Here is a 19,274-nt window from a genome sequence, read left to right as displayed (position 1 = left end):
CATGGGTATGACCATAACAGAAAAAAATATGGCTCGTCACGCAGGGCTAGCAGAAGTAAAAGCAGGTCAAATGATCGAGTGTCAATTAGATTTCATCTTAATGAACGATATTACATTTCCGCCAGCGAAAAAAGAGTTTGAAAAAATCGGTAAGCCTGTATTCGATGCAGACCGTATCTACTTAGTACCGGACCATTTTACACCGAATAAAGATATTAAATCCGCTACACAAGCCAAAGTGATGCGTGATTTTGTGCGACAACATAAGATTACGCACTATTTTGAAGTAGGTCGTATGGGTATCGAGCACGTATTATTACCAGAACAAGGTTTGATTGGACCAGGGGAAATGATCATCGGCGCCGACTCTCACACTTGTACGTACGGTGCATTGAATGCTTTTGCTACCGGCGTTGGTTCTACAGATGCTGGGGTTGCTATGGCAGAAGGTAAAACTTGGTTCAAAGTGCCAGAAACGATCAAAGTCGTGTTAGAAGGGAAACCTGCCAAATGGATTTCCGGTAAAGATATTGTGTTGGACTTAATCGGTAAAATCGGTGTGGATGGAGCTCGTTATAAAGCTCTAGAGTTCCATGGTTCTGGTGTGCAGTACATGACGATGGCAGACCGTTTGACCATCTGTAACATGGCCATCGAAGCAGGCGGTAAATGTGGCGTATTCCCATACGATGCAGTGACAGAGGAGTATATCCAAGGTCGCATCACACGCCCTATCGAACCGATTGCAGCAGACGAAGATGCAGACTATTGCCAAGTAGTGACCATCCAATTGGACGAATTAACACCAGTGGTAGCATACCCACATCTTCCTTCCAATACACATTACATGAAAGACATTGTGAAAGAAGACCGCATTCAAATCGACCAAGTTATCATCGGTTCTTGTACGAATGGACGCTTTGAAGATTTAGAAATGTGCGCAGAAATTTTTAAAGGTCGCAAGGTAGCGGACTTCGTGCGTTGCATCGTGATCCCAGGGTCCCAAGATGTATATAACCAAGCTGTGAAAGCAGGCTTAATGGATATCTTCATCGAAGCAGGCTGTGCTGTAAGTACGCCAACATGTGGTCCTTGCTTAGGTGGTTACATGGGTATCATGGCAGAGGGAGAACGTACCGTGTCTACGACAAACCGTAACTTCCGTGGTCGTATGGGACACGTGGACAGTGAAGTATATTTGGCAAGTCCCTATGTGGCGGCAGCAAGTGCAGTAGCAGGGTATTTAGCAAGCCCTGAGGAGGTATAATATGGCAGACTTTCAAGGAACAATTTGGCGCTACGGCGACAATGTAGATACAGACGTAATCATCCCAGCACGCTATTTGGCAATCGCGGATATGGCGGAATTAGCAGAACATGCTATGGAAGACATTGATACGACTTTTGCACCGAATGTGAAAGCTGGTGAAATTATGGTAGCTGGCAAAAACTTTGGTTGTGGTTCCTCTCGTGAACATGCACCAGCAGTGATTAAAGAAAAAGGTATTTCTTGCATCGTAGCAGATAGCTTTGCTCGTATCTTTTTCCGCAATGCTATCAACATCGGTTTACCAGTGATCGAAATTGGCGAAGCTGTGGACCGCATTCAAGAAGGTCACGAAATCGCTGTGGAAATGGCCACAGGTGTTGTCCATAATGTGACAACTGGTGAAAGCTACCAGGGAACGGCACTACCACAATTTGTGCAAAATATTGCCAAAGCAGGTGGCCTGGTGAATTTTGCAAAAACAAGACAGGAGTAATACTATGAGTGAAAAACAAATTGTCCTAATTGCTGGTGACGGCATTGGGGAAGAGATAACAAATTCGGCGCGCGCTGTGGTGGATGCAGCCTTTGCCAAAGCTGGTGTAACAGCAAACTGGATTGAGAAAAAAGCAGGTGGTGCGGCTATTGATGCCTTCGGTGAACCATTGCCACAAGATACCATCGATACATGCCAAGCAGCAGATGCTGTATTATTAGGTGCTGTAGGCGGCCCTAAATGGGATGACGTAGATCCGTCCATCCGTCCAGAAAAAGCCATCCTTGGTTTACGCAAAGCATTGGGCTTGTTCTGTAACTTGCGCCCAGTGAAAATCTATCCAGCATTGCGTGAATTTTCTCCGTTGAAACCAGAATTGGTAGAAAGCGTTGACTTTGTCATCGTTCGTGAATTAACAGGCGGCATCTACTTTGGGGAACGGGAAGAAGCACAAGGAGAAGGCCCAACAGAGTTTGCTTGGGACAAAGAGACCTATGCTCGTTATGAAGTAGAACGCATCATGGATGTAGCTGTGGAAACAGCTCGTAAACGATCTGGCAAAGTGGTGAGCGTAGATAAAGCTAATGTATTGGCGTCTTCTCGTTTATGGAGAAAAATTGCGAAAGAAAAAGCAGAAGCGAATCCAGATATCAACATGGATTACTACTATGTAGATAACACAGCTATGCAATTGGTAACAAACCCAGGTCAATTTGATGTGTTAGTGACAACGAACTTATTTGGAGATATCTTGAGCGATGAAGGGGCTGTTATCTCTGGATCTCTTGGTTTATTGCCATCTGCTTCCATTGGTACAGGTACTTCCTTGTATGAACCAATCCATGGATCGGCACCGGATATTGCAGGACAAGGCATTGCCAATCCATTAGGTACGATTTTGTCTGCTGCTATGATGTGTCGTTACTCCTTGGACTTGCCAGAAGTAGCAGATTCCATCGAACAAGCAGTGACAGCCGTTCTTGATGCGGGCTATCGCACAGGTGATATGTACCGTGAAGGATTCACGAAAGTGAATACACAAGGCATGACTGATGCTGTCATAGCGCACTTAGGATAAGATGTAAGAGTATATAAGGTATAAAAAATCGCGGCACACTCCTCCACAAACTGATACTATCGTTAGGTTTGCTCCGGAGCATGCCGCGCTTTTTTCATATATTGTTGTCTAGATACCACTAACATCGCCTAGGGGCGCTATGAGGGGATTAGAGAAAAGTAGCTATGTATAATTTTAGGGAAAAGAGGAAGGTCTGTACAGACCTATCTCACAAGAAATATATATACTGGTTAAGGTTTAGTGTACTTTTGTGTATAATAGAGTACATATGTCAATGTTAGGAACGGAATATAGGAGGAGTTACTATGCCAGATGAACGAGTTACGGATCTACAGTTGGCACACTCTGTGCTAGGCTATACAGGCGTACCTGGGGCCTATGCCTATGAAGTGTTACAGAATGTACTTTCAAAATATATAGAAAAGGGCGGATCCGTGGAAGGACAACGGATTGAGCGCTGTCAAAGTCATCGTGAGCTCGTACAGGCTGTTCACGAAGGGCGCATCGATTATGCTATATTGCCTATTGAAAACTCCATTGTCGGAGAAGTGCGAGATAGTACGGATTTAATCAAAGATAAGAATATCCACATCGTAGGAGAAGTGCGACATCGTATTAGCCATAGTTTGCTGGGGATACCGGGAGCCAGCCTTGACACGATTCAAGAAGTGTACTCCCACGAGCAAGCACTCATGCAATGTTCGCAATTTTTGGCAACTCATAGTTCATGGCAATTAGCACCTATGAACAATACAGCCATGAGCGCAAAATACGTAAACGAAACACAGGATATCACGAAAGCATGCATTGCTAATGCATCTGCTAAAGAACTATATGGACTCACATTATTGGCATCAGACATTGCGAACTTCAAGGAAAACTTTACACGATTCTTCATTATTACCCACAAGGATGTAGTGATTCATGATGCCCATAAGTTAAGTATCATTGTACAAACATCGAATACGCCAGGGGCACTGGTGAAAGTATTACGAGTCTTTGAAAATCATCAGCTGAACATGGTGAATATCAAGTCACGACCATGTATGCACACGCCGTGGGAGTACTTTTTCTACATTGATATAGAAGGGGAAGGCCGTGAAGAAGTAGTACAACAAGCTTTAACAGAAGTGCGAGAACTATCTAATTACTTGCAAGTGTTAGGACATTATAAAATCTATGATGTACTGTGAGGGTTCAATCAGAACTCTGATATCATAGAATGCTAATATAGAGACATAATGTTTTGCGATTTCTAGATGTTGTAATGATGGATAGTATAAGAGGAGTAATTTAAAAGTTTGATGAAGTTTGGATTTACCCCCCTTGCCCACAGAAATAGAGGTATGATACTATATTACTATAAACCATATAGAAATATGTAGATATACTATGTAGATGTATTATGCAGACATATTATACTAATGTACTATGCAAATCTAGTATAGGCGGTCGCCAATTTCTATGTGAGTATTAAGAATGTGAAATTTGAGTAAGGAGACATAGTATGAAACGAAGCATTATTTCTTTTTTAGTAGGCGTAATCGTGACAGGTTGTGCAATGGGGTGGTTTTGGTATCACGATCGTGAACAGTATACACGTGCCATTCCAGCTGTAAAAGGATCAGCCCAAGTAGCGCCAGTGGTGAATGGGACACTAGCAGGAACGACAAATAATGCTGTACAACAAACTGGAGCTGTAGTGCCACAAGCAACGCAGCAACAAGTACAAATTACGCAAGAAAAAGCGATGGAAATCTTCAAAACAGCATACCCTGACTATCGAATTGAAAAAGTTAAGTTCGATACAGATCATGGTCGTGCTCATTATGAAATCGATGGGGAAACCTTAACACGGGAAGTAGAAATTAAAATCGATGCTATTACTGGGGAGATCTTCCAAGTTAAAGAAGGGCATTAATAGTTTTTATTTTAAATACGATAGTCTCACTTTATATGCAAGCACATAACTTTACATAGTGATGAATTATAATATGGAACTATATCATAATTGCAACACATCTATCATAATAAAGAATGATTATGGTTTGTAAATTCCCTTGTAGTATCATTAGGCGTATGTTACTATATAAGTATATCGAAGGATATAGATATAGATATAGATTAAGTGATGGAATAAGATATATAAGTTATACAAGGAGAATACAATGAAACGATTTATTATGGCAATATTAGTGGCAATTATCAGTACATCTAGCGTGATGGGTGCCGTTTGGTCCCAAGACCGCGTACAACATACAGGATCAACATCGACTATGAAAGTATCTGCACAAGCGGCGCAAAGTGATACAGTAGTACCGAAACGTACAGGCAATACAGAGTTCAAACAAACAACGACTGTAGTACCTGTACAAGTGAACCAACCGGTGTACCGTGCACAAGATAACACTGTGGTACCGAAACGAGTAGGCAATGTATTGGAAGCGACTACTGTTGTGCCAGTACAAATTGCAGAATAATACCTAGTGACAGATTCTTATGATATAGAATATCATTGGATGCATTAAGAATACCTAACCTAAGTTTTGGGTTAGGTATTTTTTTGCTTCTATGGATAGAGTTTTAATAGCTAAGTAGTATTATGTATAGGATACTTGGTACCTGTATTAGTAGTCTTCATAGTATGGGTAATGAATACGAGGTATCATAAACTAAGTCCATAGAACATTCGCAAAAATTAGGATACTTTGCTATAATTAAATTGATCACATTGAATATAAGAAATGTTATGACCTTATAGATTAGATTGTTCTATGCAGAAAATATAAGAGAGGAATTATAAATGAAGTTAAACCAAAACACATCGATTACAAAAGAAGAAACAGAGGTAATCGAACACTTAAAAAATTCCTATAATGAATTAGTGTATCCATCTAAATCTTTTGGGGTTACCTCCATTAATAGTTTAGAAGCAAAGGCAAAATTGTGGGGGTTAAATCCAGTTCCAGCTAAAGAGGCTCGCGTGTTAGAACTAGGTTGTTCTATGGGTGGGAATATCATTGGGCAGGCTGTGTATCACCAAGGGGCTACTTTTGTAGGGGTTGATCTTAGCGAATCTCAAATTGAAATTGGTAACGAAATCATCAACGCTATGAAGCTAAAAAATGTAAAATTAGTAGAACAAGATATTCTAAAAATTGACAAAGACTTTGGAACCTTTGATTATATTATCGTTCATGGGATTTGGTCTTGGGTGCCAGATGTGGTAAAAGATAAAATTTTAGAAATCTGTAATGTAAACTTGTCCGAACGTGGGGTAGCCTATATTTCTTATAACGTATACCCAGGTTGGCATCGATTGAATCAAGTTCGTGAAATGATGATATTTGCCACACAAAATGATCAAGGTATGGATTTATTAGAACGTACAGAAAAAGGAATTTCCTTTGTACATCATATGAATGAGCTTATTAAAGAGTCTAAAGATCTTGTTCCTACCTTGGAGTGGAAAACAAATAGCTTTGATTCGGCATTGGATCATAAAACCTATTATATTGCTCATGAATATTTAGAACCTATCAATGATCCGGTATATGTGAGTGATTTCATTAAGAGAGCTAAAAACTATAACATGGTATATGTAGCAGATACAGATTTCCAATTGTCGGCGATTACTTGGATGAAACAAGAACGTAGGAAATTAATTAATACTATGTCAGACGGAGATTGGAATACAAAGGAACAAATTCTAGATTTTTATTATGACACACAATTCCGTCGTTCCCTATTATGCCACGAGTCGCAAGCGCATTTACTACGTCATACTGAAGAGTTTTTAATTGAAACTTTAGATTCTTTGTATTTTGGTATGGTTAATAAAGGTAAAGAGTTGAAGGATACTGACAATTCTATAGAGCAAGCCATTGTAAATCAATGCCGAAAAGGAGAATTCTTTAATGTCGCAGATTGTAAAGCAGAACTGGAACGATTGCAGAATGGTGCAGAATACAATGAAATAGAATTATACAGTATGCTCATTCGTTTCTTGTTATGTGGATTCATTGTACCTGTGACGGAGAAAAAAGAAATTACTACATTCCAAGAAGGTATGTCCACAGTGCCAAAAGAGATGGCTAATTATGTACAAACTGTTGTGGATAGAGGCGGTCATAAGTTCATCAATATCTCCGACTTATACAACGACAGCATCACTGGATTTAACTCTGGACATGTGCTGATGATGAAAGAATTAGAAACACCAAAGACATTAGAAGAACTCTATGTACTGGCAGATGAAAAATTAAAAGTAAATGAAACAGAATCATCTGGAAAAGTGGTAGAAATAGCTGGTCGTACCGTTGTAGATGGTGTTTTAGATGATTTGGGACGTCTTGGATTCCTGTGTAATAAGTAGATGGATGTATGTCTGCCTAGATGGTAGATGTAGCTTTTCCTATTAAAAAGAGCTGTACTAGCATGTCTATGTGACATGTAAGTACAGCTCTTTTGTTGTGCTAGAGAATATACAAAGGACAGGACATTCATAATGATGTGTATACAACAGGGGGAATCGCGTAGCGATCCCCCTTGTGTATGGTGTTATTGTAATTTTTCTAATAAGGTTAATAAGAATTTAGATACTGTATCTACTGCTGGCAAGTGTAACCGTTCTTTTGGAGTATGAGCGCCTAAGATAGTAGGACCAAAGCTAATCATTTGTGTATTCGGTAATTGTGCTTTTAATAAGCCACATTCAAGGCCTGCATGCACGGCTGTTACATGAGGTTCTACACCGATTACCTCTTTGTATAGAGCAATCGCTTGTTCTTCTAAACGGCTACCACGTTCGTATTCCCAAGCTGGGTAACGACCTTGCTCGGAAGCCGTGAAGCCATGTGCTTTTGCCAATGTCATGATGCGGTCACGTAGGTATGCTAGTTGACTCATAGTCAAGCTACGTACGGAGATAAGAATATCTAATTGTGTGTCATTATCTTCTACGATAGCGATATTGTTGCTGGTATCTACTAAGCCCTCTAACTTTTTACTCATACCAAATACACCATGAGGTGCTAAGTATAAGAATTGCAAGAAGGTGTGTGCTTGTGCATCACTATAGATTGTAGCAGGTGTGTCACAAGGAGTGACTTTCACTTGTAGATTTGGATCTTGTGGAGATAATTCGTGACGAATGATCTCAGCGTTGCCTTGAATATGAGCTTGTAATGCATCTGCATCAGAAGGTTGGCAAAGAATAGTTGCCTCTGCAAAGCGAGGAATCGCGTTATGTTTAGAACCACCTGTAAAATGGCTTAAAGAAATAGGGGATTCTTGTTGTGCTTCCACTAATAAGCGAGCTAGGATTGTCACAGCATTACCAAGTTGTTCACCAATTTCAATGCCGGAGTGACCACCATGGAGTCCATCTACGGAGACTTTCAAAGCAGTTAATCCAGCTGGTGTTGGTACAGCGTTCGTTGGCAAGGTAAGGTCCAAACGACAGCCCCCAGCACAGGCTACAATGAATTCATGTTCTTGTTCTGTATCGATATTGAGCAAATATTGTCCGTGTAGGCGGTCACCTTTCACAGCCATGGCACCATTCATACCTGTTTCTTCATTAGTGGTAAATAGGCATTCTAAAGGTCCATGCGGGATGGTTGGATCATCTAGCACGGCCAGTGCCATCGCTACAGCGATGCCATTATCGGCACCTAGAGTAGTTTCGTTGGCGTGCAACCATTCACCTTCTTCAATCAGCTCGATGGGGTCCTTGGAAAAATCGTGAGTGGATGTGTCAGATTTTTCTGCCACCATATCGATATGACCTTGTAAAATGATAGATGGATGATTTTCATAGCCAGCAGTTGCATTAGCACGAATGATTACATTTAATTCTTCGTCTTGTTCTGCTTCTAAACCTCTATCTTTGGCAAATTGCATTAGAAAATCGCTAATACCCTGCTCATTACCAGATTCACGAGGGATTTGACTGATTTCACGGAACCAGTGTAATACATTAGTTGTATAGTTAGTATGTGTCATAATAAACCCTTTCTTAGGATGGATGAAATATTCAATAAAATAACTATACTCTATTAGCCGTAAGGGGTCAATATAAGAATAAATGATTCTTTTATGATGAAAGTCTATGTCAATGGTGTGCCAAGGAATGCTATAATAAGAATAGTGATTTCAAAGGAGGTTATCACATGAAGGATACAAAGATTATGATTATAGGCACAGGAGGTACCATTGCAGGTACAGGAAATGGGTCTAGTGCATTAACGGAATATAGAGCGGGATCCATAGGCGTGTATGATTTGATACAGGCTGTGCCTGCTTTGAATGAGTATGGTCCTTTTGAAAGTGTGCAATTCTCTAACATAGATAGTTCTGAAATGAGCCCTTATCGGTGGGTACGGTTAGCACTACTTGTGAATGAAGTGGCTGAGCGAGATGATATAGGTGGTATTGTTATTACCCACGGCACAGATACGATGGAAGAAACTGCGTATTTCTTGCAATTGACGGTACATACGAAGAAACCGGTTGTGATGACTGGTTCCATGCGTCCTGCTACAGCACTCAGTGCTGATGGTCCGGTGAATTTGCTGCAAGCAGTGCAAGTGGCGCGCAGTGAAAGTGCTATCCACCAAGGTGTTCTTGTAGTGATGAATGGATACATTGATAGCGCTAGAGAAGTAGCAAAATTACATACCACCGATGTGGCTACCTTTGGAAATACCCAATTAGGCCATATGGGGTGTATACAAAATGGAAAGGCTTATTTTTACTATACTCCATGTCGTAAGCATACAAGTGACAGCGAATTTATTTTGCGTGAAGAAGTGGAATTGCCACAAGTGGGAATTGTGAATCTCTATGGAGGTATGGATACAGAAATACTAACTATGGTAGCAAGTCGATCACAAGGGTTAATTGTGGGTGGTTTTGGGCATGGCACATTGCCACAGGCTGTACGAGATACGCTCAAAAAAATTACCATTCCCAAAGTACGATCATCTCGCATTGGAAATGGTATTGTGTCCAGTAATTCATCAGATGTAAAAGAAGGCTTTATCGTTAGCGATTCCTTGTCACCTGTGAAAGCTAGAATTCTTTTGATGTTGGCTTTACAACAAGAACGAAGTCGAGAAGATTTAGAGAACTTATTTGCACTCTATTAAGGCATCTCTTGTCTTGCTATGCATTCTATAGAGGTCTAGGTTAACGAAATGGTAGCAAATAAGTCCATAATATTTACAGATCCAAGGTAGCTGTGTTTTCTAATGCTTTTTCTATAGCACTTCGCACGGCTTTAGCTAAGGTGTCACCAAATTGGGAGAAGGTTCCTGTATCTGTCAGGAGCGCTCCATTTGGATCGATGGTCATGATGACGCCATCTGTGGATGTACCAGTGGCAGGCTGATTAGATAGAACGCTAGTGATTCCTATAGATTGAAGTGCCACTGTTTTGGCTTCGGTAATTGTGAGAAGTGATTTTGTAAGTGCTCCATCAGTAAGTGCACAATTAGTAAAGACTAAGAGATTGATGGTGCCTCCAGCGTGAAAAACTCCATCTTTTTCGTAGTATGTGTAGCCATCGCCTGCTCGATGCGCTGTTTTTTCAACACCGGCGGTGGCAATGACTTCTACGATGATAGTTCCTTCTTGGTAACATACATAGGCATGTCGATTCATAGAGGCACTAGTCAATAAGGCTGTACAAAAATGGATGGGTAAGTCTAACTGTACGCATTCTTTTGCTAAATAGGCAGAGGTGGACCCACCAGGTAATTCACTTTCATTATTGACAAAAAAAGTTAATTGCTGATTGCGTACTGCCATGACATGGTGTAGGCCACCGTTGAAAGGGCTTGTGCTGATGGCATAATAGGGCATATCATAGGTAATGGTAATGGCTGAACTATGGATGTCCACGTAACCACCACTACGTAGTGTAGTAGGAACCTTGTATTGATTGTAATTGGGCATATATCCTCCTAGTAAGTAACATGTTATTTTATATAGTTATAGTACCATAAAAAGAACTAGGATAGTATAATAGATTATATAATCATTGAGGAGGAGTCTATCATGGAAGAGAGTCATTTTTTTGCGCTATTGCAGCGTATGAAATATATTCAACGCTGGAGCTTAATGCGCAATACAGAAGTAGAAAACTTACAAGGCCATAGTTTGGAAACAGCTATGATTGCGCACCAATTAGGGGTGTTACGGAATACCTATTTTGATGGGGCTGTAGATGTGAACCGATTAGCGGTATTGGCTATGTATCACGATGTGAGTGAAGTTTTTACAGGAGATATGCCGACACCGGTAAAATATTTTAACCCTAAGTTGCGTGCTCTCTATGGAGAAGTAGAACAGTTGGCAAATAAAACTTTGTGGCATACATTACCAGAAGAGGTTCAACCGTGCTATGAGGAAGCTTTATTAGGTAGCTCTGATGAATATGCAGTCTTAATTAAAGCAGCAGATACGATGTCAGCATTTATGAAATGCGTCACAGAAAAAGCTGCTGGTAATGATGAGTTTAATGCAGCCTATGACAGTATTTATAAGCGTTTGCAGGATATGAATTTACCAGAGGTGAATTTATTTTTGAAAGTGTATGTTCCGAGCTTGACAAAGTCCTTGGACGAAATGAATGTATCCTTTGCAAAATAATTTATGTTATAGATAGATGATTGTTGTAAAAATATAGATAGATTTATGGACGGATATATTGACGGTGTTACATGCTTTCACGTATACTAATATTATATAGATAATGACTAAGAAGAGGAAAAATCTTTTGAACGCATCACAGAGAGCATTGGGTTGGTGGAACAATGTATGTAATAGAAAGAGGGTAGTCTCGGAGTTGGCATGGTGAACTAGAGTAAGTATGCCCGCTGATCAGCGTTAACGATAATGAGTGATTGCTACGGCAATAATCTAGGTGGTACCGCGGAAGTATAGACCCTTTCGTCCTAATGGACGAAGGGGTCTTTTTGTATATAGAAAGAATATCTATCATTTTTGCGACTTTGCAAGTTTACCATAGAAATATGCTAATTGAAGGGTAGGAATGTAAAGATATATTTGAACTAGGAGGACATATGAAGGAATATAAAAATCTCACAACTTACAATCCAAAAGAGATTGAACAACAATGGTATACATATTGGGAAGAGAAAGGGTACTTTCATGAGGAAGTGGACACAAATAAAGAGCCTTTCAGCATTGTGTTACCGCCACCAAATGTAACAGGTCAATTGCACATGGGTCATGCCCTTGATAACACCTTGCAAGATATTTTGATTCGTACGAAACGTATGCAAGGCTACAACGTGTTGTGGATGCCTGGTACAGACCATGCAGGGATTGCAACGCAAGTAAAAGTAGAAGAAAATATCATGAAAACAGAGGGAAAATCTCGTCATGATTTAGGTCGTGAAGAGTTCTTGAAACGTGTATGGGAGTGGAAACAAGAGTACGGTAGCACCATCGTAAAACAAATCCGTAGTTTAGGTGCTTCTTGTGACTGGACGAGAGAGCGTTTTACCTTGGATGAAGGCTATCATGAAGCAGTATTAAAAGTTTTCGTAGCATTGTATGAAAAAGGGTTAATCTATCGTGGTGAACGCATCACTAACTGGTGCCCTAATTGTTTGACAGCTTTATCTGATATCGAAGTAGAACACGAAGATGAAAATGGTCATTTATGGCATATTAAATATCCTGTGATCGGGGAAGAAGATGTATTTTTAACAGTAGCTACCACACGCCCTGAAACGATGTTTGGTGACGTAGCCGTAGCGGTGAACCCTAACGATGAGCGCTATGCCCATTTAGTAGGCAAAGAATTATTGCTTCCATTTGTGAATCGTCATATCCCAATCATTGCCGATGAATACGTAGACCAATCTTTCGGTACTGGTTGCGTAAAAATCACTCCAGCTCATGACCCTAATGACTTTGAAATGGGACAACGCCATAACTTAGAAAGTATCGTGGTGATGAACCCAGATGGTACCATGAATGCAGGAGCAGGTCACTTTGTGAACATGCCTCGTGAATTAGCGCGTAAACAAGTAGTGACAGAATTAGAGGCTCAAGGTTTATTAGAAAAAGTGGAAGAACATGGGCATAGTGTAGGTCATTGTTCTCGTTGTAACACGACAGTAGAACCTATGGTGTCGAAACAGTGGTTTGTATCTATGGAGCCATTGGCAAAACCTGCCTTAGAAGTGGTACGTGATAAATCTATTGAATTTGTACCAGAACGTTTTACTAAAACATATACCAACTGGTTAGAGTCTATTCGTGATTGGTGTATTTCTCGTCAATTGTGGTGGGGACATCGTATCCCAGCGTGGTACTGCCAAGATTGTGGGGAAACGATTGTAACGACAGAAACATTGACAGAATGTCCACATTGCCATGGCAAAGTAGAACAAGATCCAGACGTACTAGATACATGGTTCAGCTCCGCTTTATGGCCATTTGCCACAATGGGTTGGCCGGACAATACAGAGGAAGTGAAACATTGGTATCCAACTAGCGTCATGGTAACAGGGTATGACATTATCTTCTTCTGGGTAGCTCGTATGATTTTTATGGGTTTAGAATTTAAAGAAGAAATTCCTTTCAAACACGTATTCATTCATGGCCTAGTACGTGATAGCCAAGGCCGCAAAATGAGTAAATCCTTGGGCAATGGTATCAATCCATTAGAAGTGATCGAAGAATACGGTGCCGATGCGTTGCGCTTTACCTTGGTAACAGGCAATACACCGGGGAACGATATGCGTTTCTACATGGAACGTGTGGAAGCAAATCGTAATTTCGCCAACAAAATTTGGAATGCCTCTAAATTTGTGTTGATGAACTTAGAAGGTTTTGATGAAAGCTTCGTACCAAGCGCAGAAGATTACACATTGGCAGATAAATGGATTCTAGAAGAATACAATAAAACAGTCGCAAACATTACGAATAACCTTGATAAATTTGAATTAGGGGAAGCAGCGAGCGCTGTATACGATTTCATTTGGAATACGTACTGCGACTGGTATATTGAATTAGCAAAACCTCGTTTATACAACAAAGAAGGTGGTCGTGACCGTCAAACAGCTCAATACCTATTGGTATCCATTCTTCGTCATATGATGGAATTGTTGCACCCATTCATGCCATTCGTAACAGAACATATTTGGCAACACTTACCACATGAAGGGGAGAGTATCATGGTCGCTCCATGGCCAAGTACATTATCCATGGAAGGTTTCGGTTCTGCAGCGGCACATATGAATGTGATGATGGACGGCATCAAAGGTATTCGTAACATGCGTGCAGAAATGAATGTACCAATGGGCAAACGTTCTGAAGTTATCTTGGTGCCTGCTACAGAAGAATTGAAAGGTATCTTAGAAACCCATGGTGATTACTTCCATACCTTAGGTTGGGCAGAAAAAGTGACAGTACTTTCACCAGATTCGCCAAAACCAGAAAACGCTACAGTAACTGTGGTGAACGGCTTAGAAGTGTACTTGTTGCTGAAAGATTTAATTGACGCAGACAAAGAAAAAGAACGTATCGCCAAAGAACAAGCCACAGTATTGAAAGAAATCGCTCGTTTAGAAGGTAAATTGAACAACCAAGGATTCTTAGCGAAAGCTCCTGAAGCAGTAGTAGCGAAAGAAAAAGAAAAATTGGAAGAATACAAACAAAAACAACAAGCCTTGAACGAACGTGAAGAGTTCTTAAAAACATTAGCATAAGGAGATCCATCATGAATTATACGGAAGCGATTGCCTACCTAGAAGAGGTAGCCTCCTTTGGGATTCATCCAGGATTAGAACGGATTACAGCGCTATTAGAAGAGCTAGGAAATCCACAACATACATATAAAACGATCCATGTCACAGGAACGAATGGGAAAGGATCTGTATCTACCTATATTACCTATGGCTTGTATATGAGCGGGCTTCGAGTGGGGACATTTACGTCCCCGCATCTGCAATCCTACACGGAGCGCATGCGTGTGAATACGGCCTGTATTACAGAAGAGGCCTTTGCTGATTTGATTGAACGTGTAAGTCATGCTGTGAAAACTATTATGGATCGCGGTGTGGAAGCACCCACACAATTTGAAATCTTGACGGCAGCAGCATTCTTATTCTTCCAAGAACAAGGTGTGGACTATGCCGTTATCGAGGTAGGCTTAGGTGGATTACTAGACTCTACGAATGTCATCACTCCAGAAGTGGCAGTAATTACAAATGTGACCATTGACCATCAAGCGTACTGTGGAGATACCGTAGAGGAGATTGCCCGCCATAAAGCAGGTATCATCAAACAAGGAGTGCCTCTTGTAACAGCAGCTCAAGGGAGCGCTCTAGATGTGATCAAGGAAACGGCTCGTTCTCTAGGCGTGACCTACCATGTGTTCAATGAAGACTTTACCATCGATAGTCGCAGTGCGATGGCGATGGGACAAATGATTACTGTAAAAGATAAAGAAGAACATAAAGACATGCTCTTTACTTCTATGCATGGTATCCATCAAGCCCTGAATTTAGCGTGTGCAGCAAGGGTATTGCAAATCCTGAAAGACAAAGAACAAGCAGTGAGCGAAGAAACGTACCGTGAAGGCTTAGCTCGTGCTACTTGGCCAGGACGGTTTGAAACCTTCAAAGTCCATGGCAGGACAATCATTTTAGATGGGGCTCATAATGCGAGCGGAGCAGAAGCCTTTTCTATGACTTTCAATGAACTGTATCCAGAAAAAGCGAAAACTGTGGTTTTATCAATTTTGGAAGATAAAGATGTATCCACTATGGTTAGTTATTTAGTGGGACAAAAAGACCGTGTTATTACGGTGCCAGCACCAACACCACGAGGCATTGCACCGCAACAGTTAGCAAAACAAATGCCCGTCCAAGCAGATCCTATGGAGACAATCCAAGAGGGCTTAGTCCATGCTATGAAAATAACTAAGGAAGGCGATATCATCGCTGTGGTGGGATCCTTATACATTCTTGGGGACGTGCAACAATGGCTCGCCCAAGAAATGGGGCACTAATGGATGCCCTACGTAGACTATCTGTGGACCAATGGATAGTCTACCTCCTCTATGGAGCCACCGTGTGCATTCCCTTAGTACCCATAGGTGGCAATATTCTTGTCCTTGTGGCGGGGATACTAGCATTGCTATTTGATAGGCAACGATTTTCTGGGGCCTTACATTGGCTACAATGGGCAGTTCTGGGGTTTATTCTTTGGACGGGATTTTCTATCGTTAATTCCATGAATATACAATGGTCGGCTATGAGCTGGTTTTACCATATAGGTATGTATGGCAGTATCTATTGGTTGATGACATATTATATAGATAATGAATTACGGCAGAAAACGTTTTTGTCCTTATTTTGTATGACTGGAGTTCTCGTGTGCTTAGGTGCGGGGTATCAGTATTTTTATATGACTCCGGAACATATTCATGAATGGGTGGATAATGTTCATTTTCCAGGACTCATGCGACGCATGTATGGGACGTTACAGAACCCTAATTTATTGGGTGAGTATTTATTGTTTGTCCTATCCGTTGGTGGATTAGGAACGATACAGGTATTGAAAGCTAAAGATTGGAAACGCTTTACCTGCATGGCATTAGCAGTCATATGTATGCTACTATGCCTTGTTCTTACTTATTCGAGAGGCATGTGGCTTAGTTTGGCTATTGTTGTATTTGTGGCAGGTATTTGTGTAGAGCGAAGACTATTATATGCTCTTCTAGTAGTGCCGTTAGTGTTATTCTTTTACCATGGGGAAGTATCCAGTCGATTATGGTCGCTTTTTAGTGGGCAAGATACATCGGTCATGCTCCGGTGGGCATTATGGGATAGCACTATGTACATGATAGAAGATTTTCCTATCTTTGGTATTGGTTGGGATGCATTTTGGATGACCTATCCAGACTATAATTATTTTATCCAAGATCCAACGGTCATAATCTATCATGCCCATAATTTGTATTTGCAAGTGGCTGCAGAAACGGGTCCGATTTCCTTGTGCTTGTTGTTAGCAATTTTATTAGGGCATAGTAGAAATATACAAAAACAAAAGCACCTTGCCATTCCATATCGCTATAGTATGACCTTGATTACCGTAGTTGTTTTGGTAAGCGGTCTCTTTGATCATGCTTTATATAGCCAGCAAGTAAGTATGGTCTTATGGCAACTATTAGGCTTTTCTATGAGTGTCATACGAAATAAAAAAATAATATAAAACTTAAAAAGTATAGAGAAGGTCTTATGACTATCTCTATACTTTTTATATGTAGTAATCATTGTATTTAGATTGTATATTGTCTATAACAATATTTGCATACATCAATTGTTATAGAAGAGTATGAATATTGAATTAAGAAATATGAAAAATGATACTGTTGTTTTGAAGTTAAAGGAATCATCAATTATATAGCTTTGAGTGGACTAACACAGTAAAGTAAAAAACTATAACTTGGGAAATAACAAAAAAGAATAAAAGCAAATAACTGTTAGTTATGAATAATATAACACGTAGAAATGCATAAACATAAATAGAGTGTATGCATAAGAGTTGAAATATCGAAAAAAGTTGTACTACACCAACATTTATAGATATAGGTAGTTAAAGGGTATAACAAAAAGTTATACTCGCATTGGATTTATCTGTTCTGTATGCCTATTATGCATATATTTGCATATATGGTTGACAATAATAAGAAAAATGAGTAGTATTTATGAGAATTAACAAATGTCACACTTTGAGTAGATATTTAATCTTATATTTCTATAACAGTTTTGTAAGTAAGAAATTTCTTTCATAATAGAAATAAAAGAATTGAATGTATAGTGTGATTGTTAGATAGCTGAATAAGTCATTCAAACTAAAGGAGATGGTAGTATGATCGACATTTTAGATCGCGTGCAAGGCGCAGCGTTGCAAGCAAAAATTACTACAGCAGAAGAAGCAGCTAAATTGATTAATCCAGGAGACCATGTAGGTATCAGTGGTTTTACACCATCTGGTTACCCTAAAGCAGTGCCATTGGCTCTAGCAAAACGCATGGAATCAGATCCTTTCCAAATTGATCTTTGGACTGGTGCATCAGTTGGTGATGAAGCAGACGGAGCGTTAACTCGTGTAAACGGTATTCGTCGTCGTTTCCCATATCAAACAAATAACGATACTCGTAAAGCTTTAAATAGCCAAAAAATTCGTTATATTGATATGCACCTTAGCCAAATGGCTCAACAAATCCGGTATGGTTTCTTCGGTGACACTGACGTAGCTATCATTGAAGCGGTTTGCATCCGTGAAGATGGTGGTATCGTTCCTAGTACATCCGTTGGTAACTCTCCAACATTTGTTAGCCAAGCTAAAAAAGTTATCGTAGAAGTGAACGTATCTCAACCAATGTCTTTGGTAGGTATGCACGATATCTATGAACCACAAGATCCTCCATACCGTGAGCCATTCCCAATCAAAGCGGCTGGCGATCGTATCGGAACAGATTACATCCCATGTGATCCTGCGAAAATCGTAGCTATCGTTCCATGTGATGTACCTGACACAACTCGTCCACTAGCACCAATCGATGATGATGCAAAAGCGATGAGTCAACATTTGATTAACTTCTTCTTAGAAGAGGTAAAAGCAGGTCGCTTACCTGAAAACTTATTGCCATTACAATCTGGCGTAGGTTCCGTAGCAAATGCTGTTGTGTCTGGCTTGGCGGAAGGTCCTTTCACAAACTTATCCATTTTCACAGAAGTTATCCAAGATGGTATGTTGGACTTAATCGATGCAGGTAAAGTAACAGATTGCTCTGGTACAGCATTATCCCCATCCCCAGATGGATTGAAACGCTTCTATGACAATATTGAAAAATACAGCAAACATATTCTCTTGCGTCCACAAGAGATTTCCAATAACCCTGGCTTAGCTCGTAGACTTGGTGTTATCACTATGAATACAGCGATTGAATTCGATATCTTCGGTAATGTAAACTCTACTCATATCATGGGTAGCAAAATGATGAATGGTATCGGTGGTTCCGGGGACTTCACTCGAAATGGTTATATCTCCATTTTCTGTACGAACTCTGTAGCAAAAGGCGGAGATATTAGCTCCATCGTTCCTTTTGTATCTCACATTGACCATACAGAACATGATGTACAAGTATTCTGTACAGAACAAGGTATTGCCGATGTTCGTGGTTTGGCTCCAATTGAAAGAGCATACAAAATCATTGAAAACTGTGCTCACCCAGACTACAAACAAGAATTACTTAACTACCTCGAAAGAGCTATTGAAAAGACAAATGGCGCCCATACACCTATCTTATTAGATGAAGCTCTTTCTTGGCATAAACGCTTCACTGAAACAGGAAGCATGAAAAAACAAGGTTAATTTTA

Annotated in this window: 15 protein-coding genes and 1 other annotated feature; of the genes, 13 read left to right on the top strand and 2 right to left on the bottom strand. The window is 40.3% G+C overall.

The genetic code is table 11. From position 1 onward, the window contains the following. Position 1 precedes the first annotated feature (1 nt). From leuC to EO113_RS04600, 7 genes are all read left to right on the top strand, one after another. A complete protein-coding gene (leuC, locus tag EO113_RS04630; protein WP_127135659.1) occupies positions 2-1,267 on the top strand; it encodes a 3-isopropylmalate dehydratase large subunit in 1,266 nt (421 codons plus the stop codon). Between the two features lies 1 nt (position 1,268). Continuing rightward, positions 1,269-1,763: a 3-isopropylmalate dehydratase small subunit gene (locus EO113_RS04625; protein WP_127010013.1), complete on the top strand. Its 495-nt coding sequence runs from the start codon at positions 1,269-1,271 to the stop codon at positions 1,761-1,763. Positions 1,764-1,767: 4 nt separating this feature from the next. After that, the gene (gene leuB, locus EO113_RS04620) at positions 1,768-2,841 is read left to right on the top strand and encodes a 3-isopropylmalate dehydrogenase (protein ID WP_127135658.1); all 1,074 of its coding nucleotides are present in this window, start codon (positions 1,768-1,770) and stop codon (positions 2,839-2,841) included. A 305-nt stretch (positions 2,842-3,146) separates the two neighbouring features. After that, a complete protein-coding gene (pheA, locus tag EO113_RS04615) occupies positions 3,147-4,034 on the top strand; it encodes a prephenate dehydratase (protein ID WP_127010253.1) in 888 nt (295 codons plus the stop codon). A gap of 314 nt (positions 4,035-4,348) precedes the next feature. Further along, positions 4,349-4,762, top strand: coding sequence for a PepSY domain-containing protein (locus tag EO113_RS04610; protein ID WP_127135657.1), 414 nt, complete (start codon positions 4,349-4,351; stop codon positions 4,760-4,762). Positions 4,763-5,009: 247 nt separating this feature from the next. Further along, the gene (locus tag EO113_RS04605; protein ID WP_127135656.1) at positions 5,010-5,321 is read left to right on the top strand and encodes a hypothetical protein; all 312 of its coding nucleotides are present in this window, start codon (positions 5,010-5,012) and stop codon (positions 5,319-5,321) included. Positions 5,322-5,644: 323 nt separating this feature from the next. Next, positions 5,645-7,216 (top strand): methyltransferase regulatory domain-containing protein, encoded by a 1,572-nt coding sequence (locus EO113_RS04600; protein WP_127135655.1) that lies wholly within the window; start codon positions 5,645-5,647, stop codon positions 7,214-7,216. Between the two features lie 185 nt (positions 7,217-7,401). On the opposite strand, the gene EO113_RS04595 is transcribed toward EO113_RS04600, so the two are convergent. After that, positions 7,402-8,847, bottom strand: a complete 1,446-nt coding sequence (locus EO113_RS04595; protein WP_127010251.1) for an aminoacyl-histidine dipeptidase — start codon at positions 8,845-8,847, stop codon at positions 7,402-7,404. A 167-nt stretch (positions 8,848-9,014) separates the two neighbouring features. Here EO113_RS04595 and EO113_RS04590 point away from each other — a divergent pair, with 167 nt between their 5' ends. Continuing rightward, the gene (locus EO113_RS04590) at positions 9,015-9,992 is read left to right on the top strand and encodes an asparaginase (RefSeq protein WP_126940953.1); all 978 of its coding nucleotides are present in this window, start codon (positions 9,015-9,017) and stop codon (positions 9,990-9,992) included. Positions 9,993-10,065: 73 nt separating this feature from the next. On the opposite strand, the gene EO113_RS04585 is transcribed toward EO113_RS04590, so the two are convergent. After that, positions 10,066-10,800: an adenosylcobinamide amidohydrolase gene (locus EO113_RS04585; protein ID WP_126940954.1), complete on the bottom strand. Its 735-nt coding sequence runs from the start codon at positions 10,798-10,800 to the stop codon at positions 10,066-10,068. A gap of 102 nt (positions 10,801-10,902) precedes the next feature. Here EO113_RS04585 and yfbR point away from each other — a divergent pair, with 102 nt between their 5' ends. From yfbR to EO113_RS04560, 5 genes are all read left to right on the top strand, one after another. Further along, positions 10,903-11,496, top strand: coding sequence for a 5'-deoxynucleotidase (gene yfbR, locus EO113_RS04580; protein WP_126940955.1), 594 nt, complete (start codon positions 10,903-10,905; stop codon positions 11,494-11,496). Positions 11,497-11,596: 100 nt separating this feature from the next. Continuing rightward, positions 11,597-11,807 (top strand) — a binding site (T-box leader). A gap of 123 nt (positions 11,808-11,930) precedes the next feature. After that, positions 11,931-14,591 (top strand): valine--tRNA ligase, encoded by a 2,661-nt coding sequence (locus EO113_RS04575; RefSeq protein ID WP_127135654.1) that lies wholly within the window; start codon positions 11,931-11,933, stop codon positions 14,589-14,591. An 11-nt stretch (positions 14,592-14,602) separates the two neighbouring features. Beyond that, positions 14,603-15,895, top strand: coding sequence for a folylpolyglutamate synthase/dihydrofolate synthase family protein (locus EO113_RS04570; RefSeq protein ID WP_127135653.1), 1,293 nt, complete (start codon positions 14,603-14,605; stop codon positions 15,893-15,895). Next, positions 15,868-17,100, top strand: a complete 1,233-nt coding sequence (locus EO113_RS04565) for an O-antigen ligase (RefSeq protein WP_082717762.1) — start codon at positions 15,868-15,870, stop codon at positions 17,098-17,100. The genes EO113_RS04570 and EO113_RS04565 overlap by 28 nt, the downstream gene beginning before the upstream one ends. Positions 17,101-17,760: 660 nt before the next feature. After that, complete coding sequence (locus tag EO113_RS04560) at positions 17,761-19,269, top strand: acetyl-CoA hydrolase/transferase family protein (RefSeq protein ID WP_009352985.1); 1,509 nt, start codon at positions 17,761-17,763, stop codon at positions 19,267-19,269. Positions 19,270-19,274: the final 5 nt, after the last annotated feature.

Source organism: Veillonella sp. 3913 (assembly GCF_003992235.1).
GTDB lineage: Bacteria > Bacillota > Negativicutes > Veillonellales > Veillonellaceae > F0422.
This window is presented reverse-complemented; position numbering and strand designations above follow the sequence as displayed.

Coding starts and splice junctions, on each gene's coding strand:
- EO113_RS04600 (WP_127135655.1), top strand. CDS start 5,645: ATGAAGTTAAACCAAAACACATCGATTACAAAAGAAGAAACAGAGGTA.
- EO113_RS04605 (WP_127135656.1), top strand. CDS start 5,010: ATGAAACGATTTATTATGGCAATATTAGTGGCAATTATCAGTACATCT.
- EO113_RS04625 (WP_127010013.1), top strand. CDS start 1,269: ATGGCAGACTTTCAAGGAACAATTTGGCGCTACGGCGACAATGTAGAT.
- EO113_RS04595 (WP_127010251.1), bottom strand. CDS start 8,847: ATGACACATACTAACTATACAACTAATGTATTACACTGGTTCCGTGAA.
- yfbR (WP_126940955.1), top strand. CDS start 10,903: ATGGAAGAGAGTCATTTTTTTGCGCTATTGCAGCGTATGAAATATATT.
- leuB (WP_127135658.1), top strand. CDS start 1,768: ATGAGTGAAAAACAAATTGTCCTAATTGCTGGTGACGGCATTGGGGAA.
- leuC (WP_127135659.1), top strand. CDS start 2: ATGGGTATGACCATAACAGAAAAAAATATGGCTCGTCACGCAGGGCTA.
- EO113_RS04575 (WP_127135654.1), top strand. CDS start 11,931: ATGAAGGAATATAAAAATCTCACAACTTACAATCCAAAAGAGATTGAA.
- EO113_RS04560 (WP_009352985.1), top strand. CDS start 17,761: ATGATCGACATTTTAGATCGCGTGCAAGGCGCAGCGTTGCAAGCAAAA.
- EO113_RS04610 (WP_127135657.1), top strand. CDS start 4,349: ATGAAACGAAGCATTATTTCTTTTTTAGTAGGCGTAATCGTGACAGGT.
- EO113_RS04570 (WP_127135653.1), top strand. CDS start 14,603: ATGAATTATACGGAAGCGATTGCCTACCTAGAAGAGGTAGCCTCCTTT.
- EO113_RS04590 (WP_126940953.1), top strand. CDS start 9,015: ATGAAGGATACAAAGATTATGATTATAGGCACAGGAGGTACCATTGCA.
- EO113_RS04565 (WP_082717762.1), top strand. CDS start 15,868: ATGGCTCGCCCAAGAAATGGGGCACTAATGGATGCCCTACGTAGACTA.
- pheA (WP_127010253.1), top strand. CDS start 3,147: ATGCCAGATGAACGAGTTACGGATCTACAGTTGGCACACTCTGTGCTA.
- EO113_RS04585 (WP_126940954.1), bottom strand. CDS start 10,800: ATGCCCAATTACAATCAATACAAGGTTCCTACTACACTACGTAGTGGT.